This is a genomic window from Streptomyces sp. NPDC026538, from assembly GCF_055567535.1.
This window is the reverse complement of record NZ_JBVHQG010000001.1, coordinates 394,728-411,263: the sequence shown is the minus strand read 5'-3', so window position 1 is coordinate 411,263 and position 16,536 is coordinate 394,728. Positions and strand designations below refer to the sequence as shown.

15 protein-coding genes and 1 riboswitch are annotated in these 16,536 nt (G+C 72.6%); of the genes, 5 read left to right on the top strand and 10 right to left on the bottom strand.

Features of this window, described 5'->3' with window-relative positions:
• Positions 1–7 precede the first annotated feature (7 nt).
• The 5 genes from ACZ4N4_RS01890 to thiO all read right to left on the bottom strand — a co-directional run bounded on the left by ACZ4N4_RS01890 (position 8) and on the right by thiO (position 5,309).
• On the bottom strand, positions 8–910 hold the full coding sequence (locus ACZ4N4_RS01890; protein WP_453571416.1) for a deoxyribonuclease IV: 903 nt from the start codon (positions 908–910) through the stop codon (positions 8–10).
• 34 nt (positions 911–944) lie between these two features.
• Positions 945–2,870, bottom strand: a complete 1,926-nt coding sequence (gene pknB, locus ACZ4N4_RS01885; RefSeq protein WP_467583332.1) for a Stk1 family PASTA domain-containing Ser/Thr kinase — start codon at positions 2,868–2,870, stop codon at positions 945–947.
• Between the two features lie 274 nt (positions 2,871–3,144).
• Positions 3,145–3,939 (bottom strand): thiazole synthase, encoded by a 795-nt coding sequence (locus tag ACZ4N4_RS01880; RefSeq protein ID WP_453571411.1) that lies wholly within the window; start codon positions 3,937–3,939, stop codon positions 3,145–3,147.
• 3 nt (positions 3,940–3,942) lie between these two features.
• Complete coding sequence (gene thiS, locus ACZ4N4_RS01875) at positions 3,943–4,143, bottom strand: sulfur carrier protein ThiS (RefSeq protein ID WP_360482358.1); 201 nt, start codon at positions 4,141–4,143, stop codon at positions 3,943–3,945.
• A complete protein-coding gene (thiO, locus tag ACZ4N4_RS01870) occupies positions 4,140–5,309 on the bottom strand; it encodes a glycine oxidase ThiO (RefSeq protein WP_467583328.1) in 1,170 nt (389 codons plus the stop codon). The genes thiS and thiO overlap by 4 nt, the downstream gene beginning before the upstream one ends.
• Positions 5,307–5,418: riboswitch (TPP riboswitch) on the bottom strand. (Overlaps the previous gene by 3 nt.)
• Before the next feature lie 129 nt (positions 5,419–5,547).
• On the opposite strand from thiO, the gene ACZ4N4_RS01865 reads away from it, so the two are divergent.
• The 5 genes from ACZ4N4_RS01865 to ACZ4N4_RS01845 all read left to right on the top strand — a co-directional run bounded on the left by ACZ4N4_RS01865 (position 5,548) and on the right by ACZ4N4_RS01845 (position 10,130).
• Positions 5,548–6,786 carry an NAD(P)/FAD-dependent oxidoreductase gene (locus ACZ4N4_RS01865; RefSeq protein ID WP_467583325.1) on the top strand — a complete coding sequence of 413 codons (1,239 nt, stop codon included), beginning with the start codon at positions 5,548–5,550 and terminating at the stop codon, positions 6,784–6,786.
• Positions 6,787–6,919: 133 nt separating this feature from the next.
• Positions 6,920–7,285, top strand: coding sequence for an Rv2175c family DNA-binding protein (locus ACZ4N4_RS01860; RefSeq protein ID WP_453571403.1), 366 nt, complete (start codon positions 6,920–6,922; stop codon positions 7,283–7,285).
• A gap of 34 nt (positions 7,286–7,319) precedes the next feature.
• Complete coding sequence (gene thiE / locus ACZ4N4_RS01855; RefSeq protein WP_467583322.1) at positions 7,320–7,967, top strand: thiamine phosphate synthase; 648 nt, start codon at positions 7,320–7,322, stop codon at positions 7,965–7,967.
• 208 nt (positions 7,968–8,175) lie between these two features.
• Entirely contained in the window at positions 8,176–9,099 is a 924-nt protein-coding gene (gene metF, locus ACZ4N4_RS01850; protein ID WP_453571398.1) for a methylenetetrahydrofolate reductase [NAD(P)H], read from the top strand.
• A 56-nt stretch (positions 9,100–9,155) separates the two neighbouring features.
• Positions 9,156–10,130 carry an SCO2102 family sporulation regulator gene (locus tag ACZ4N4_RS01845; protein ID WP_467583318.1) on the top strand — a complete coding sequence of 325 codons (975 nt, stop codon included), beginning with the start codon at positions 9,156–9,158 and terminating at the stop codon, positions 10,128–10,130.
• A 51-nt stretch (positions 10,131–10,181) separates the two neighbouring features.
• Here the strand turns inward: ACZ4N4_RS01845 and ACZ4N4_RS01840 are convergent, their stop codons facing one another.
• From ACZ4N4_RS01840 to ACZ4N4_RS01820, 5 genes are all read right to left on the bottom strand, one after another.
• Complete coding sequence (locus tag ACZ4N4_RS01840) at positions 10,182–11,696, bottom strand: phytoene desaturase family protein (protein ID WP_467583315.1); 1,515 nt, start codon at positions 11,694–11,696, stop codon at positions 10,182–10,184.
• Between the two features lie 47 nt (positions 11,697–11,743).
• Entirely contained in the window at positions 11,744–12,358 is a 615-nt protein-coding gene (locus ACZ4N4_RS01835; protein WP_453571389.1) for a DUF4126 domain-containing protein, read from the bottom strand.
• Positions 12,359–12,886: 528 nt separating this feature from the next.
• On the bottom strand, positions 12,887–13,513 hold the full coding sequence (locus ACZ4N4_RS01830; RefSeq protein ID WP_467583312.1) for a TetR/AcrR family transcriptional regulator: 627 nt from the start codon (positions 13,511–13,513) through the stop codon (positions 12,887–12,889).
• Between the two features lie 62 nt (positions 13,514–13,575).
• On the bottom strand, positions 13,576–15,660 hold the full coding sequence (locus ACZ4N4_RS01825) for a YhgE/Pip family protein (RefSeq protein WP_467583309.1): 2,085 nt from the start codon (positions 15,658–15,660) through the stop codon (positions 13,576–13,578).
• Positions 15,632–16,402, bottom strand: a complete 771-nt coding sequence (locus tag ACZ4N4_RS01820; RefSeq protein ID WP_467583307.1) for an ATP-binding cassette domain-containing protein — start codon at positions 16,400–16,402, stop codon at positions 15,632–15,634. The genes ACZ4N4_RS01825 and ACZ4N4_RS01820 overlap by 29 nt, the downstream gene beginning before the upstream one ends.
• Positions 16,403–16,536 lie beyond the last annotated feature (134 nt).

The following is a 16,536-nucleotide window of genomic DNA, read 5'->3' as shown; positions in this document are numbered from 1 at the left end:
GGCGCGGTCAGCCGTCGCGGAGCCGCTTGAGGCGCTCGACGTCGGCCGCGTGCCCCTCCTTGCCGCCGGGCGTCTCGATGATCAGCGGTACGCCCGCGGTCGCCGGGTGGGTCATCAGCGCGCGGAACGGATCCTCGCCGATGTGCCCGGCACCGATGTTCTCGTGACGGTCCTTGTGCGCGCCGACGACGTCCTTGGAGTCGTTGGCGTGGATCAGCTTCAGCCGGCCCTCGCCGACCGTCTCCACCAGCAGGTCCAGCGTCTGGTGCATGCCGCTCGGCCCGGTCAGGTCGTGCCCGGCGGCGAACACATGGCAGGTGTCCAGGCAGACGCCCAGCTTGGGATGTGCGTCCAGCGCCTCGAAGTACGGCCCGAAGTCCCAGGTCCGCGAGCAGAGCGAGGCGCCCTGTCCGGCGGTGGACTCCAGGAGCAGGAACGGGTCGTCGTCATGGGTGAGCTCGTCGAGGAGCGGCAGCAGATACGCCCGCACCTGCTTCAGCGCGACCTCCCGGGCCCGACCGCCGGTGGCGCTCCCGGTGTGCACGACCACCCCGAGCGCCCCGATCTCCCGCCCCCGCCGCAGCGAGTGCCGCAGCGACTCCACCGACTGCTGAGCCGTCGCCTCGGTGTGCGAACCGAAGTTGATCAGGTAGGGGGCGTGCACGTAGGCCGGGATCGCCTGCTCCGCACAGGCCGCCCGGAACGCCTCGTCCTGCCGGGGGCTGCCCGCCGGGGTGGCCCAGCCACGCGGGTTGGCGACGAAGACCTGCACGGTCTCGGCCTTCAGCTCACGGGCGTACGACAGCCCCACCGAGTGCAGGCCACCAGCCACCGGGACATGACCGCCGACGGGGTTGCGGGAGGGACCGGACTGCGGGGTGCCGGAGGGACGGGACGGGTGGCTTTTCACCCGTCAAGGGTGTCACGCCGTGGGCCGGCCCCGGTCACCGGATGGTGATGGTGATCGCCGACCCCTTGGGCGCCTGCTCCCCGGCGTCCACGGACTGCCGCTTCACGGTGTCGCCGAACAGCCCGAACAGCCCGCGGTCCTCCTTGACCCGGAAGCCGGACTGCTCGAGCAGCTTCGTCGCGTCGTCGACCGTGGCCCCGACCACGTTCGGCACCTCGACCATCTCCGGGCCCTTGGACAGCGTCAGCGTCACCGTGTCGCCCTCGGCGGCCTGCGCGTCGCCCGCCGGGGTCTGCCGGGCCACCTGCCCCTGGTCGTACTCGGAGGTGACCTCGGTGGCCGAAACGGTCACCTTCAGCCCGGCCTCCTGAAGCTCCTGCCGGGCGTCGTCCAGGGCGTCACCGGTGACATCCGGGACGTCGACCGGCGAACCCTTGCTGACGACGAGCGCGATCGCCGTCCCCGCGTGCCGCTTGCTCCCGGCGCCCGGATCGGTGGAGATGACCGACCCCTTGGGCACGTCGTCGCTGAACTCCCGCGTCACCATGCCCGGTTCGAGCCCGTCGGCCTTCAGCAGCGCCTTGGCCCGTGCCTGCGTCCGGCCCTGCACGTCCGGCACGTTCACCGTCTCCGGGCCGTCCGAGATGGTGAGCGTCACCGAGTCGTTGCTGCGGATGCGCCTGCCGGCCGCCGGGTCGGTGCTGACCACCGTGCCCCGCCGCACCGTGTCGCTGTAGGCGTGCTCGACCTTCTTGACGTCGAGCCCGGCCGCCTTCAGCTGCGCGGTGGCCTGTGCCTCGGTCTTCGACAGCAGCGGCGGAACCTTCGTGAACTGCCCGGAGTTGATGTACCAGATCCCGGTGCCGGCACCGAAGAGGACCAGTACGGCGATGACGAGCGTCACCAGTCCGCGCCGGGACCGGCGGCGTGCCCCGTGCCGTCGCTCCGGCACCGGCGGCGCCTCGAACCGGCTCGTCATCAGGACCTTGTCGTCCGGTTCGTTGACGGGCAGCGGCCGGGGCACGGTCAGCGACCGCGGAATGACGCTGGTGCGGTCCTCGGCTATGTCATGTGCCTCGGAGAGAGCCTGCGGCGGTACGGCGTCCAGCTGCTCGTCCCGCAGGGTGGCACGCGCCTGCCGCACCAGGGCCAGCAGCGCGACGGCGTCGTACGGCCGGACCTCGGGATTGCGGGCGGTGCCGTGGGCGACCAGCTCGTCCAGCTCGTAGGCGAGCCCCGGCACGAGGGCGGACGGCGGCGGCACGTCCTCGTGGAGATGCTTGTAGAGGATCACCGCGGGCGAGTCCGAGTCGTGCGGCTTCTCGCCGGTGAGCATCTCGTAGAGCACGACACCGCACGCGTACACGTCGACGCGGGGATCGGCGGCCCCGCTCTCGACCTGCTCGGGCGCCAGGTACGCCACGGTCCCGAGCACCGCGCCGGTCGTGTTGGTGACGCTGTCCACGGACCGCACGAGCCCGAAGTCGGCGACCTTGACCCGCCCGTCGTCCCCTATCAACACGTTCTCGGGCTTCATGTCCCGGTGCACGAACCCGGCGCGGTGCGCGGCGCCCAGCGCGGCCAGCACGGGCTCCAGAATGTCCAGCGCGGCCCGCGGCTGCAGCGCGCCGCGCTCACGCAGCACGTCACGGAGGGTGCACCCGGCGACGTACTCCATCGCGAGATACACGTACGGCCCGTCGGTCCCCTGGTCGAAGACCTGGACGACATTCGGGTGGGCCAGCCGGGCGACCGACTTGGCCTCGCGGATGAATCTCTCGACGAAGGACCCGTCGGCGGCGAGCGCCGGATGCATCACTTTCAGCGCGAGCACCCGGTCCAGCCGGACGTCCAGGGCCCGGTAGACCGTGGCCATCCCGCCGACGGCGATTCGCGCGTCGACGCGATAACGGCCGTCGAGCACCTGCCCGACGAGGGGGTCCTGAAGCGTCGTATCCACCCCGCGAGTGTACGAGCCCCGGCTGAAACCCCCACAGGTGAGACAGATTTCCCCACCGACTTGCAGCGCACCTGTGACGCAGCGCGCCCCTCCACGCGCCCCACACGCGCCGACGACGCACGCCCCCGACGGCCGCCCACCACCCACCCGGCGGGCCTCCCCCGTACGTCCCGCGGTCGCCGATGGTGTTCAGTCCCCACGGGAGAGTCCGGCTTTCGGCCGACCGATTCGGTTGCTGCGTGGGTGGGAGAGACGGGCGGGAGGGGGCCGGCGGTCAGAATGCGGGGTGCTCGGGGTGGAACGCGGCCAGGCCCTCCGTGGGGGACGACGGCTCGGCGAAGTGGCGGAAGGGGATCCGGCCGGCCAGCCGGGCCAGCCGCCCCGCCTCCACCCCGGCCCGCATGGCGGACGCCATCCGTTCGGGATCCTGCGCCCGGGTCACCGCCGACGCCAGCATCACCCCCGCACAGCCCAGCTCCATCGCCAGCGCCACGTCGGACGCCGTACCGGCCCCCGCGTCCAGAATCACCGGCACGCGCGCGTGCTCGACGATCAGCCGGAAGTTGTGCGGGTTGCGGATCCCGAGCCCCGACCCGATCGGCGATCCGAGCGGCATCACCGCGGCGCACCCGACGTCCTCCAGCTTCCGGGCCAGCACAGGATCGTCGTTGGTGTACGGCAGCACCGTGAACCCGTCGTCGACCAGCGTCTCCGCCGCGTCAAGGAGCTCGATCGGGTCGGGGAGCAGGGTCCGCTCGTCGGCGATGACCTCCAGCTTGACCATCGAGGTCCCCAGCGCCTCCCGGGCCAGCCGGGCGGTCAGCACGGCCTCGCCGGCGGTGAAGCACCCCGCCGTGTTCGGCAGCACCCGGATCCCCAGCCGTTCGAGGACCGAGAGCACGGACCCCCGTACGCCCGGATCCACCCGCCGCATCGCGACCGTCGTCAGCTCGGTCCCGGACGCGACCAGCGCCCGCTCCAGCACCTCCAGGCTGGGCGCACCGCCGGTCCCCATGATCAGCCGGGAGGAGAAGGCCGTACCTCCGAGCACCAACGGATCGTCGGCCATGGCTCAGCCTCCCTGTACGGCGGTCAGTACTTCCACGCGGTCACCCTCGGCGAGCGCCGTACCCGGCCACTCCCCGCGCGGGACCACGGTCTCGTTGACCGCGGCGGCCACCCCGGACGGCGCGACCGTCAGGGACTTCACGAGCGTGTCGAGAGCGGTGCCCGGGGTGATCTCCCGGCGCTCCCCGTTGACGGAGATGTTCATGCGGTCTGCTCCAGGAGTGCGCCGGGTGCGGGGCCGAAACGCTTCGGGGTGAACGGACGGGCCTCTTCCGGCAGCTCACCGCCGGTCAGCAGCTCCGCCATCACGTCTCCCGTGACCGGCGTGAGCAGCACTCCGTTGCGGTGGTGCCCGGTGGCCAGCAGCAGTCCCTCGAGGCGGGTCGGCCCGAGCAGCGGCGCGTTGTCGGGGGAGCCGGGGCGCAGCCCGGCCCGGGTCTCGGTCAGTGGCAGCTCGGTGATGCCGGGCACCAGCTCGTGCGCGTCGCGCAGCAGCTCGTACACGCCCCCCGCCGTGACCGTCGTGTCCCAGCCCAGCTCCTCGCTGGTCGCCCCCACGACCAGCTCGCCGTTCTCCCGGGGCACCAGGTAGAGATGGCCGCCGCGCACCACGGCCCGCACGGTCCGGCTCAGGAACGGCGCGTACGGTGCGGGCACGGTCAGCCGCAGCACCTGCCCCTTCACGGGCCGCACCGGCGGCAGCACCTCGTCCGGCACCCCCGCCAGCCGTCCGCTCAGGCTGCCGCCGGCGAGCACGACGCGGTCCGCGGTCAGCAGGTCGCCCGCGCGCGTGACGACACCGGCCGCCCGCTCCCGTGCCACCTCCAGACGCTCGGCCCAGTCGCGGTGGAAGACCACCCCGGCCCGCTCGCACGCGGCCACCAGCGCGGCCGCCAGCCGGCGCGGGTCGATCTGGTGGTCGCCGTCGACCCGCAGCCCGCCGCGCACGCCGGGCGCGAGCATCGGCTCCAGGCGCCGGCACTCCCGCCCGGACAGCCACTCGGAGTCCAGTCCGGACTGCTGCTGGAGGGCGTGCAGCTCCCGCAGGTGCGCCCGGTCGTCGGCGTCCAGCGCGACCGCGAGGGTGCCGCAGCGCCGGTAGCCGAGGTCGTGGCCGGTCAGCTCGGTGAGCTCGGCGGCGAAGTCGGGATAGCGGCGGGCGGAGGCCAGGTTGAGCCCCAGCAGGGTCTGCTCGCCGTAGTGCAGTTCGGTGACCGCGGCGAGCATCCCCGCGGCGACCTGCGCGGCCCCGCCGCCGGGCTCGGGGTCGACCACGGCGGTGGCGAGCCCGCGCTGCGCGGACCGCCAGGCCGTCACCAGGCCGATGATTCCGCCCCCGATGACGAGGACGTCGGACGTATGTGCGGACATGGGCGTCCAGCCCCTCCCTTCGCCGGCATGACCCGGATCAGGTTCGTACGGTCGGAGGCCGCCAGCCTCCCTCTCAGCCCGGTGCGTCCGGGCTCCCGCGTGTGCTTCCCGGCCACCCTAGCCCGCGGGGCTCCGCCCCGGTAGGACGGCCTGCCCCGGCGGTGTGGAACAGGTCACCCAGCACGCCACCTGACTGACTCTTTGTCAGTTGTCTATCGTTCTTGTCTATGGTGATCAGGTGAGCGAGCAGACGCAGCGACCGAGCACGTCACAGAGGCGACACGTGGTCGTCGTGGGCGCGGGCATGGCCGGGGTGCAGACCGCCGTGGCCCTGCGGGAGCGGGGGTTCACCGACACCGTCACCCTGATCGGCGCCGAGCCGCACCAGCCGTACGACCGGCCGCCGCTCTCCAAGGCGGTGCTGCTCGGCAAGTCCGAGGGCTCCGCCTTCGAGGTCGACTTCGAGGCGCTCGGCATCGAGCTGGCGCTGGGCCGTGAGGCCCTCGGCGTGCGCCCCGCCGACCGTGAGCTGGACACCGAGGCCGGACCGGTGCCGTACGACGCCCTGGTGCTCGCCACCGGTGCCGAGCCGATCACGCTGCCCGGCACCGAGGGCGTGCCCGGCGTCCATCTGCTGCGCACCCTGGACGACGCCGAGCGGCTGCGGCCCGTGCTCGCCCGGCAGCACGACATCGTGGTGGTCGGCGCGGGCTGGATCGGCGCCGAGTTCGCCACCGCGGCCCGGCAGGCCGGCTGTGCGGTGACCGTCGTGGAGGCCGCCGACCGCCCGCTCGCGGGAGCGCTCCCGGCCGAGGTGGCCGCGCCGATGGCCGGCTGGTACGCCGACAGCGGCGCCGTACTGCGCACGCACGCGCGCGTGGCGAGGGTCGAACCCGGCGCGGTGGTGCTCGACGACGGCTCGCGGCTGCCCGCGGGCGCCGTCGTGGTCGGCATCGGCGCCCGCCCCGCCACCGCCTGGCTGGCCGGCTCCGGCATCGGACTGGGCGCGCACGGGGAGGTGCTCGCCGACGACCGGCTGCGCACCGGCGCCCCGGACGTCTACGCGGTCGGCGACTGCGCCTCCTTCCCGTCCGGCCGCTACGGCGAGCGCCTGCTGGTCCACCACTGGGACAACGCCCTCCAGGGCCCGCGCACGGTGGCCGCCAACATCCTCGGCGAGTCCGACGCGGTCTACGACCCGGTGCCGTACTTCTGGTCGGAGCAGTTCGGCCGCTTCGTGCAGTACGCCGGCCACCATGCCGTCGCCGACCGCATGATCTGGCGCGGCGACCCGACGGGGCCGGCCTGGAGCGTCTGCTGGCTCCGCGAGGACCGCCTGGTCGCTCTGCTGGCGGTAGGCCGCCCACGAGACCTGGCGCAGGGCCGCAGGCTGATCGAGGCGAACACCCGCATGGACGCGGAGGCACTGGCGGATCCGTCCCGCCCGCTGAAGAACGCGACTGGAGCGCCCCGGTAGGGGCGCGGGGCTGTGACATGCGCGGGTCCCCCGCGTGGGCGCGACCAGCCACGACGAACCCGCAGCCGACCACCGACCCATCCTGGCGCTTCCCTATCGCGGCCCACCCGCCGGAACGCCTACCCTTGTTTCCGTGACCGAGATTGACGCAAAGATCGATGCTCTCGTCCCCGCCTGGCTCACCGTCCCCGACATCGCAGAGATGCTGGACGTCGATGTGACGCGCGTGCGGCAGCTGGTCAAGGAGGGCCAGCTCATCGCCGTTCGCCGTGGTGAGAACCGCGCGCTGCACGTCCCCGCCGCCTTCATCGACGGGGACAAGGTCGTCAAGGGCCTGTCCGGAACCTTGACGCTCCTGCGGGACGACGGCTTCACGGACGAAGAGATGCTGGAGTGGCTGTTCACGCCCGACGAGACCCTGCCCGGTACCCCCGCGCAGGCGCTCAGCGAGAATCGTGGCACGGAGGTGAAGCGCCGCGCCCAGGCGCTCGCCGTCTGAGGCAGCCAGTACCGACACGACGGGGGACACACCGATGACCGACACCGCCCGCGCCCAGCTGGCCGACGCCCGGCTGTACCTGTGCACGGACGCCCGTAAGGAGCAGGGCGACCTCGCCGGGTTCCTGGACGCGGTCCTGGCGGGCGGTGTCGACATCGTGCAGCTGCGCGACAAGGGCATGGAGGCCGCCGAGGAGCTGGAGCACCTCGCCGTGTTCGCCGACGCCTGCGCCCGGCACGGCAAGCTGCTCGCGGTCAACGACCGCGCGGACGTCGCCCACGCGGCCGGCGCCGACGTGCTCCACCTCGGCCAGGGCGACCTGCCGGTCCCGGCCGCCCGGGCGCTCCTCGGGCCGGACGTCCTGATCGGCCGCTCCACCCACGCCGAGTCCGAGGCCGCCGCGGCCGCCGTCCAGGACGGTGTGGACTACTTCTGCACCGGTCCCTGCTGGCCCACCCCCACCAAGCCCGGCCGCCCCGCCCCCGGCCTCGACCTGGTGCGGTACACCGCCGCCCTGGGCACGGACCGCCCCTGGTTCGCCATCGGCGGCATCGACCTGGGCAACCTCGACCAGGTACTGGACGCTGGCGCCCGCCGGGTGGTCGTGGTCCGCGCGCTCACCGAGGCCGACGACCCGGGCGCCGCGGCGGCCGAGTTCGCGAAGCGGCTGCGGTCGGCCTAGGGCCCGGATCGCGCCCGCTCCGGCCGGCGCAAGCTCCTTTCCGTGGCCGGTCCGGCCGGCGCGGCTCCTCGTCCGTGGCCGGTGCGGCGGCTCGGCTCTTTGGTGAACCGTCCGGAAACTTGTCCAGTATTCGGACACGGGGCGGACAATCCAGGCAAATCTCCCGAGTGCGGTTGGGTGTCCGTCCACCCCTGGCTAACCTGCGAGTATGGCCCTCGGAACCGCATCCACCAGGACTGACCGCGCACGCACCGTGCGTGACATGCTCGCCTCCGGCAAGACCACGTACTCGTTCGAGTTCTCGGCGCCGAAAACCCCCAAGGGCGAGCGGAACCTGTGGAGCGCGCTCCGGCGGGTCGAGGCGGTCGCCCCCGACTTCGTCTCCGTGACCTACGGCGCCGGCGGCTCCACCCGCGCGGGCACCGTCAGGGAGACCCAGCAGATCGTCGCGGACACCACGCTCACCCCGGTCGCCCACCTCACCGCGGTCGACCACTCGCTGGCCGAACTGCGCAACATCATCGGCCAGTACGCGGACGCCGGGATCCGCAACATGCTCGCGGTGCGCGGCGACCCGCCCGGCGACCCGATGGGGGAGTGGGTGGCGCACCCGCGGGGCCTGACCTACGCGGCCGAACTCGTCCGGCTCATCAAGGAGTCCGGTGACTTCTGCGTGGGCGTGGCCGCCTTCCCGGAGATGCACCCGCGCTCCAGCGACTGGGACACCGACGTCCGGCACTTCGTCGACAAGTGCCGTGCGGGGGCCGACTACGCCATCACGCAGATGTTCTTCCAGCCCGAGTCGTACCTTCGCCTTCGCGACCGGGTCGCCGCGGCCGGCTGCGAGACCCCGGTGATTCCGGAAATCCTGCCCGTCACCAGTGTGAAGATGCTGGAACGGCTGCCCAAACTCAGCAACGCGTCCTTCCCGGACGCCCTGAAAGAGCGGATCCTCACAGCCAAAGACGATCCGGCGGCGGTACGCTCCATCGGTATCGAGTTCGCCACGGAGTTCTGCGCACGGCTGTTGGCCGAAGGCGTCCCCGGACTGCACTTCATCACGCTCAACAGCTCCACGGCGACGCTGGAAATCCACGAGAACCTGGGCCTGCACCATCCCCCGCGGGCCTAGACCGGCCGCACCGGAGTACGACACACTGCGTAGCGGTTACTGGGAGAGGGGCGTACATGGGCTGGACGGTCCTCTACGTAGCGTTCGGCATCGTCGCACTGTGGTTGCTGGGCGAGGTACTGCTGCAGTACAAGGCGCGGCTGCGCTGGCGGCTGCTCGCCTTCGTCGGCTTCCTCGGGGTCGTGTTCGGTGTCCTGATTCCGTCGGTGATCGTCATCGGGCTGGGCGCGATCGCGTTCGCGGTCGGCCAGACCTACGTCACGCTCTCGTTCCGCCGCGGCTTCGAGTCCGGCTGGGCGGTCAAGCGCCCCGGCGCCGACGGTGAGGGCGGCCTGCTCAAGGGCCGCCGCGGCGAGCCGGACGAGGACCCGGGCCTGGAGGCCACCGACCCGGACACGGCCGACGCCGCCTACGCCGACCAGCAGACCGCCTACGCCACCGGCGGTAACCCGGCCTACGGCGACGACTACGACCGGGACGACGTCTTCTCCCCGGGCCGCGCCACCGAGCCCACGGCCGCCGAGTCCACGGCGGTGTACGAGCCGCAGCCGATGCCCGACGACACCGGCTCCTACGGCATATACGACGACTCCGGATACGCCACCACCGGCGACCCCGCCTACGCGACCGCCGGCCAGGACCAGGCGTACGCCGCCCAGGGCACCGACCAGAACTACGCCTACGACTACTCCGGCTACGGCCAGCAGCAGTACGGCTACGACGCCAACGGCCAGCAGCAGTACGCCAATTACTCCGACCCGTACATCGGCAACCAGACCTACGGCGGCGCCGGGTACGACCAGTCGTACGGCACCCAGCAGTACGACCAGCAGGGCTACGCCCAGGACCAGTACGGCAACGGCGGCTACGGCGAGACCCCGGCGGGCGGTGTCTGGGTCCCCCAGCAGCGCGCCGACGAGACCTACGGCGGCGAACTCCCGCAGGAGCAGCCGTACCCCTACCAGGGCGACGGGCAGGGCCAGCAGCAGAGCCAGCACGGCACCGGGTACGACGAGCAGTACCGTTTCTGAAGCTGCTGTTCCGTTTCTGAAGCTGCTGTTCCGCGCGGCGCGGACCGCGCCTCACTGCGAGCCGCGGAACTCCGGCCCTTCCACGATCAGCCCGGCCACCAGCGCCCCGGACATACCGGCGTGCGGGAGGCCGCCGCCGGGGTGCGACCAGCCGCCGACCCGGTACAGGCCCGGCAGCCGGGTGGTGTTGGCCGGGTGCAGGAAACGGCCCTTGCCGGCGGCGAGAGCGGGCGCTGAGACCTCCCCGAACCCCCCGGTCCCCGTGACCCGTTCCGGCAGCAGCGTCTCGTGCCAGATCAGGCGCTCCCGCAGCCCCGGGACGGCGGCCTCGGCGGCTTCCAGGAGGAAGTCCGTACACACCCGGGCCATGTCGGCCCTCTCCCAGCCCGCCTCGGTCGACAGCACCGCCGACAGCACCACGGACTCGTGGTCGTCGTCCGGTCTCAGTGCCGGGTCGTCGGGGCGCAGCACCGTCACGGTGGGGCGCACCGGACGGTCGCCGCCGGGAGCGGCCAGCAGATCCAGCTCGGTCTCGTCGTCCGGAGCGTGCACGATCGTGCGATGCGCGGCACCGGCCTCGGGCCCGCCCCGCAGCGCGAGCAGCACGGTGAGGCGGCCCGGGCGCGCCGCCTTCGTGTCGGCCCGCACATCGTCCTCGGCGTCCAGGTGGCACCCCGTCAGCCGCGTGAGAGCCTCGAGCCGCACCGGATCCACTCCGGCCACCACATGGTCCGCGTCGATCACCCTGCCCCCGGCGAGCTCCACCCCCGCCGCCCGGCCGTCCTTCGCCAGTACCGCGGTGACCTCCGCGCCGAACACGAACTCGACCCGCCGCTGTACGCACCGCTCGTACACCGCACGCGCCAACTCCCTTGTCCCGCCGCGCACATACCAGGTGCCGAAGGCGTGCTCCAGGTACGGCAGCACCGCCGCGCTCGCCGGGGTGTCACGGGGGTTGAGGCCATGGGCGAGCGCATGGCTGTTCAGGAGGGCGGCGAGCCGCTCGTCGCGCAGCTCCCAGGCGCCGATCTCGGCGAGCGTGCCGGCCCGGCGGGTGCGCAGCAGCTTCCTGTGCGGCACGGACGGATAGGGCTCGCGCTCGGCCAGCACCTGCCAGTTCGGCCACAGCGGCTCCTCCAGCAGCGGACGCCGGGTGCGGTCCCAGGCCTCCCGGGCCCGCACCAGGAAGTCGCCCCAGCGCTGGCCGGCGCCCGCCCCGAGAGCCTCGTCCAGGGCGGTGACGACGCCCGCGCGGGACGCGTTCGGCAGCGCGACCTCGGTGCCGTCCGCGAAGACGTGCCGGGCCGAGGGGTCGACCTGGACCAGCTCGACCCGGTCCTCCAGCGGCTCCTTGCCGGTCTTGACGAACAGGTCGCGGTAGACGGCGGGCAGCGACAGCAGCCCCGGGCCGGTGTCGAAGGCGAACCCGTCGCGCTCGAACCGGCGCACCCCGCCGCCGTACGTCTCCGTGCGCTCGTACACCGTCACCCGGTGGCCCGCGACGGCCAGCCGGGCGGCCGCCGCCATGGCGCCCATCCCGGCGCCGATCACCGCAATCCGTCCCATGCCCGCGACTTTATCGACCGCCACCGACAGTCCGGCTCGGCGGCCCGTCAGTCCGGCGGCCTGCCCACCTGGGCCGCGACCCGGCGTTCCTCCCGGCGCTGGGCGCGACGGCGCCAGAAGCGGCGGATCCGGGAGATCAGGAACACCAGCACGATCAGACCGGTGGCCAGGAGTACCGCGGCGATGATCGCCGCCGCCAGCGGGTGGAACATCGCGAACGACACGATCGCGCCGACCCCGAGATCCTCGGCGAAGCTCAGCACGATGTTGCTGAACGGCTCCGGCGAGGCGTTGACCGCCATTCGGGTCCCGGCCTTGACCGTGTGGCTGGCCAGCGCCGTCGAGCCCCCGATCAGCCCGGCCGCCACGTCCGACAGGGAGCCGCTGTGCCCGGCGAGCAGTGCCCCGACCCAGGCGCCCGCCACCGGGCGGACCACCGTGTGCACGGAGTCCCACACCGAGTCGACGTACGGGATCTTGTCGGCGACCGCCTCGCACAGGAACAGCACGCCCGCGATGATCAGCACCTCGGGGCGCTGCAGCGTCTCGGGGACGTCGTCGCTCAGGCCCGTCGCGCCGAAGAAGCCGAGCAGCAGCACCACCGCGTACGCGTTGATTCCGCTGGCCCAGCCGCTGGTGAAGACCAAGGGGAGTACCGACACGGACGCGATCGTAACCAGTCGGCGCCCGCGCGTCGTGGGCCTGAGCACGCAGAGCTGAGTACGCGTACCTAGGGAGTGAGTTGAGTACGCGCGCGGATGGGCCGCGACCTGCGTGAACGAGAGAGTGGGGGCACGGAAAAGGGCGCCAGGCCCGGTACCGCCGACACGGGGCGGCGGAGCGGCGCCGGCGCCCTCGACCGCTCCTTCCGCCGCTCCGTCGGCGGAAGCGAGACACGGGGGAGAGGGGACCCGGGGGAAACAACGGGAAACCGGGGGAAGCACGGGGGTGCACGGAAGGCGCCGGTCCGACGGTGGCCCGCGGGGGACGCGGCCACGGCGGACCGGCGCATTCGTCTGCCCACCCGCGAGTGCGGTCCGTTCGTCCGCTCACGTGCGGGTGCGGTGCCTTCGTCTGCTCACCTTCGAGTGCGGTGCCTTCGTCCGCACACGCGCGGGCGGTGCTTTCGTCCGCCCACGCGCGCGGGCGGCTTTCTCGCGGCCACGCGCGCGTGCCGGTCCCGGAAGGGCTCAGCCCTTCCCGCTCACCCGCCCCTGCAACAGCCGGGACAGGGCCGAGTGGACGTCGTCCAGGGAGCGCTCCGGCTGGAAGGACTTCCAGTCCAGCGCGGCCACCAGCACCATGCCGACCAGCGCGGCCGCCGTCAGCTGGATGTCGATCTCGTCGCTGAACTCGCCGTTCTCGACGCCCTCGCGCAGCACGCCCTCGACGACCGCGACCGCCTGCTGCCGGACCACCATCAGCGTCGACTGCCAGGCCCGGTTGGTGCGCCACAGCTCGGCCACGTAGAGCTGGGTGAAGGCCGGGTAGCGGTCGATGAAGACCAGGCCCGCGCGGATCATGGCGTCCAGGGCGTCGACGCGGTTGCCGCCCTCCCGCGCGGTCCGCTCGGCGGCCTCCTTCAGGGAGGCGGTGAGCAGGCCCACGCCGTGCCGCAGCAGCTCCTCGAAGAGGACCGACTTGCTGGCGAAGTTGTAGTAGACCGTGCCCTTCGCCACCCCGGCACGCTCGGCGATCTCGTCCACGGTGGTGGCGGAGAAGCCCTGCTCGGCGATGAGGGTGACGGCCGCCTCGTAGAGCTTCTGCCGGGTGGCTTCACGGCGCGTGCTGCCGCCCGTGGTGCTGCTGCTTTCCATGGTCCTGATTCTCACAGGAACGGCGGCGCCGGCGGGCACCGGAGGCGAGGACATGGATCTCCTCACAGGCTCAGCTCGGGGTGCAGCCGGTCCAGCGTCCACACCTGGCGGCGCCGGGCCGAGAGGGCGGTGAGCGCGAGGGCGCCCGCCGTGAACGCCGTCAGGACGGCACAGGCCTGCCACACCGGTCCCAGCCCGCCGCCCGTGATCAGCCTCCGCAGGGCCGCCACGATGTAGCTCATCGGCAGGAAGGGGTGGATCGCGTTGAAGAAGCCCGGGCTGGTCTGCACGGGATAGGTGCCGCCCGCCGAGGTCAGCTGGAGCATCAGCAGCGCCAGCACCAGGATTCGGCCGGCCGCCCCGAAGCGCGCGTTCAGCCACTGCACGATCGCCGCGAAGCACGCCGTCACCAGGAACAGGAACCCGACCGTCCCGGCCGCGTGGACCATCTCCAGACCGATCGCCCAGTGCAGTACGGCCATCAGGGCGGCCGTCTGCAGCACCCCGACCGCGACCACCGGCAGCCAGCCCGCCAGCGCGATCCGCCAGGCCGCCGAACCGGCCGCCAGGGCACGCCGGTTGAGCGGCGGGATCAGCATGTAGGCCACCATCGCGCCGACCCACAGGGACAGCGGGATGAAGTACGGGGCGAACCCGGTGCCGTAGTTGGGTGCCTTGTGCAGGTCCCTGGAGGCGAGCTGGACCGGGTCGGCCATCACCCCGGTGCGCCGGTCGCGGTCCTGCTTGCCGTAGTCGGGGATCCGGGCGGCGCCGTCGTGCAGACCGCCGGCGAGCTTGCCGGAGCCGTCGACGAGCTTGTACATCCCGCCGTTGAGGTCGTAGGCGCCGCTCTCGAGCTTGCCGACGCCCGAGTCCAGACCGGTCGCGCCGGTCAGGGCCGTGCCGAGGCCGGTGTGCAGCTTCTCGGCGCCCGCGGCGACCCGGGCCGCGCCGTCGTTCAGCTTGTTGATCTTCTTGACGGCGTCGGCTACGTCCTCGGAGAGGTGCGGGGCCCGGTCGGCGAGGGCCTGGGCCTGCCGCTGGAGGGTGCCGAGGTTCCCGTCGAGCGTCTTCAGGTCGCCGTGCTGGTCCGCGATCAGCGTGTCGAGGTCGTCGGCGACTGCGGCCACGTCGTCGGCCGCGTCCCTGGCCTTCTTCAGGTCGGGACAGACCGGGTCGGTCAGCAGCCCGGCCGAGCAGCGCGCCCGGTAGACGTCGTCCAGCGTGCCGGCGGCCGTGTGCGCGGTCTTCGCGGCCACGGGGGCCGCCTTTACCAGGACGCCCAGGTTGTCGCGGACGGTCCGCGCCGAGTCGGCGACCAGCCGCGCGGTGTCGCCGATGGTCTTCTCGTTGTCCGCGAGATACGGGCCGACCCTGCCGTAGACCCCGTTGACCTGGTCCGCGAGCGCCTGGGTGCCGTCCGCGACCTGCCGGGAACCGTCCTTGAGCGTCCCCGCGCCCGTGTCCAGCTTCCTGATCCCCTTGGCGAGCTTCCCGCTGCCGGACTTGGCGTCCGTCAGCCCGTCCGCGAGGTCCTTCGAGCCCTTCTCGGCCTTCCCGATGCCGCCGCTGAGCGTGTCGGCGCCCTCGGCGGCCCGCACGGTCTGCCCGTGGATGTCGGCGAACGAGATGAAGATGCGGTCCAGGAAGGACCGGGAGGCCTTCGCGGACGCGGCCGAGCGCACCTCGTTGAAGACCGTGCGGGAGATCTGGCCGACGATGTAGTTGTTCGCGTCGTTCGTGCGGACCTGGAGCGCACCGGTCTCCGGGGAGTCGCCGGCACTGGAGGCGATGCGCGAGCTGAAGTCGGCGGGCATGGTCAGCGACAGGTAGTAGGTGCCGTTCTCGACACCCCGGTGTGCCTCGGCGGCGCTCACCTGGTGCCACTCGAACGTCCTGCTGTCCCGCAGCCCGTCGACGATGTCGTCGCCCGCGGTGATCTTCCTGCCGCTCGCGCTCGCCCCCTTGTCGTCGTTCACGAGCGCCACCGGGATGCGGTCCAGCCGGCCGTACGGATCCCAGAACGACCACAGATAGAGCGCGCCGTACAGCAGCGGCAGCACCAGCAGGGCCACCAGGGCCGCGCGGGGCAGCTTCCCCCGTCCGAAGCGCCTGAGCTCAAGCGCGGCCAGTCGCGGTGAGCGCATCGCCGGCCTCCTCCCCGGTTCCGGGGCCTTCCGGCATCCCGCTCTCCTCTTCCTGAACGGTCCCGGTGCGTACCACGACGGCCCCCTCCAGCGCCTCCCCGCAGACCGCCACCACGGTCGTGCCGGCCTCGGCGATCGACGCCAACAGCGTCCGCACCTGGGTCCGTTCGGCCGCGGACAGCTTCAGGTCCGCGTCGTCCACGGCGAGCAGCCGCGGCCTCCCGACCAGCGCCAGCGCCACCGACAGCCGCAGTGCCTCGATCCGCTCCAGATCCCGTACGGCGGTCCGGGCGCCCTTCGGCAGCGACTCCAGGTCGAGCCCGGCGGCGGCCAGGGCCTCGTCGGTCAACTGCCGTGCCTGTGCGCCCTTCTCGGCCCGGGGCCGCAGCAGGGCGCGCAGCGAGTCGCCGAACCGGCGCTGCAGCAGGGCCCGTTCCCGCAGGTGTTCGCCGACGGTCAGGGCGGGGTCGAGGTCGGTGACCCCGGCGACGTTGGCCACCGCGCTGATCCGGCGCACTGCCGCCAACTGCTTGGGCAGCCGGGCCCCGCCGACGGTCCCGGTGCCCTCGGTGGCCCTCATCCGTCCGGTGAGGGCCAGCAGCAGACAGGTGCGGCCGGAGCCGGACGGCCCCTCCACCGCGATCAGCGCGCCGGGCCCGGCGTCCAGGGAGATCCCCTGGAACGCCCAGCCGCGCGGGCCCTTGAGCCCGAGCCCCTCGGCCCTGACAGGTACGCCGTGCACAGGTTCCCCCCTGCCTTCCGAAGTGGTGTCCGCATCGGCTTCATTTTGAACTGACTGGTCAGTGCAAAAACTAGCCCGAACTCGCGATCGAAGCAAAACCCCAGGTCAGAACGGATTGTCAGTGCCATACCGCA

Bases quoted from the DNA above. Each gene is read 5' to 3' on its own strand.
- thiS (WP_360482358.1), bottom strand. From the start codon at position 4,143: ATGAACATCTCCGTCAACGGGGAGCGCCGGGAGATCACCCCGGGCACC.
- metF (WP_453571398.1), top strand. From the start codon at position 8,176: ATGGCCCTCGGAACCGCATCCACCAGGACTGACCGCGCACGCACCGTG.
- ACZ4N4_RS01830 (WP_467583312.1), bottom strand. From the start codon at position 13,513: ATGGAAAGCAGCAGCACCACGGGCGGCAGCACGCGCCGTGAAGCCACC.
- thiO (WP_467583328.1), bottom strand. From the start codon at position 5,309: ATGTCCGCACATACGTCCGACGTCCTCGTCATCGGGGGCGGAATCATC.
- ACZ4N4_RS01825 (WP_467583309.1), bottom strand. From the start codon at position 15,660: ATGCGCTCACCGCGACTGGCCGCGCTTGAGCTCAGGCGCTTCGGACGG.
- ACZ4N4_RS01880 (WP_453571411.1), bottom strand. From the start codon at position 3,939: ATGGCCGACGATCCGTTGGTGCTCGGAGGTACGGCCTTCTCCTCCCGG.
- ACZ4N4_RS01840 (WP_467583315.1), bottom strand. From the start codon at position 11,696: ATGGGACGGATTGCGGTGATCGGCGCCGGGATGGGCGCCATGGCGGCG.
- ACZ4N4_RS01845 (WP_467583318.1), top strand. From the start codon at position 9,156: ATGGGCTGGACGGTCCTCTACGTAGCGTTCGGCATCGTCGCACTGTGG.
- thiE (WP_467583322.1), top strand. From the start codon at position 7,320: ATGACCGACACCGCCCGCGCCCAGCTGGCCGACGCCCGGCTGTACCTG.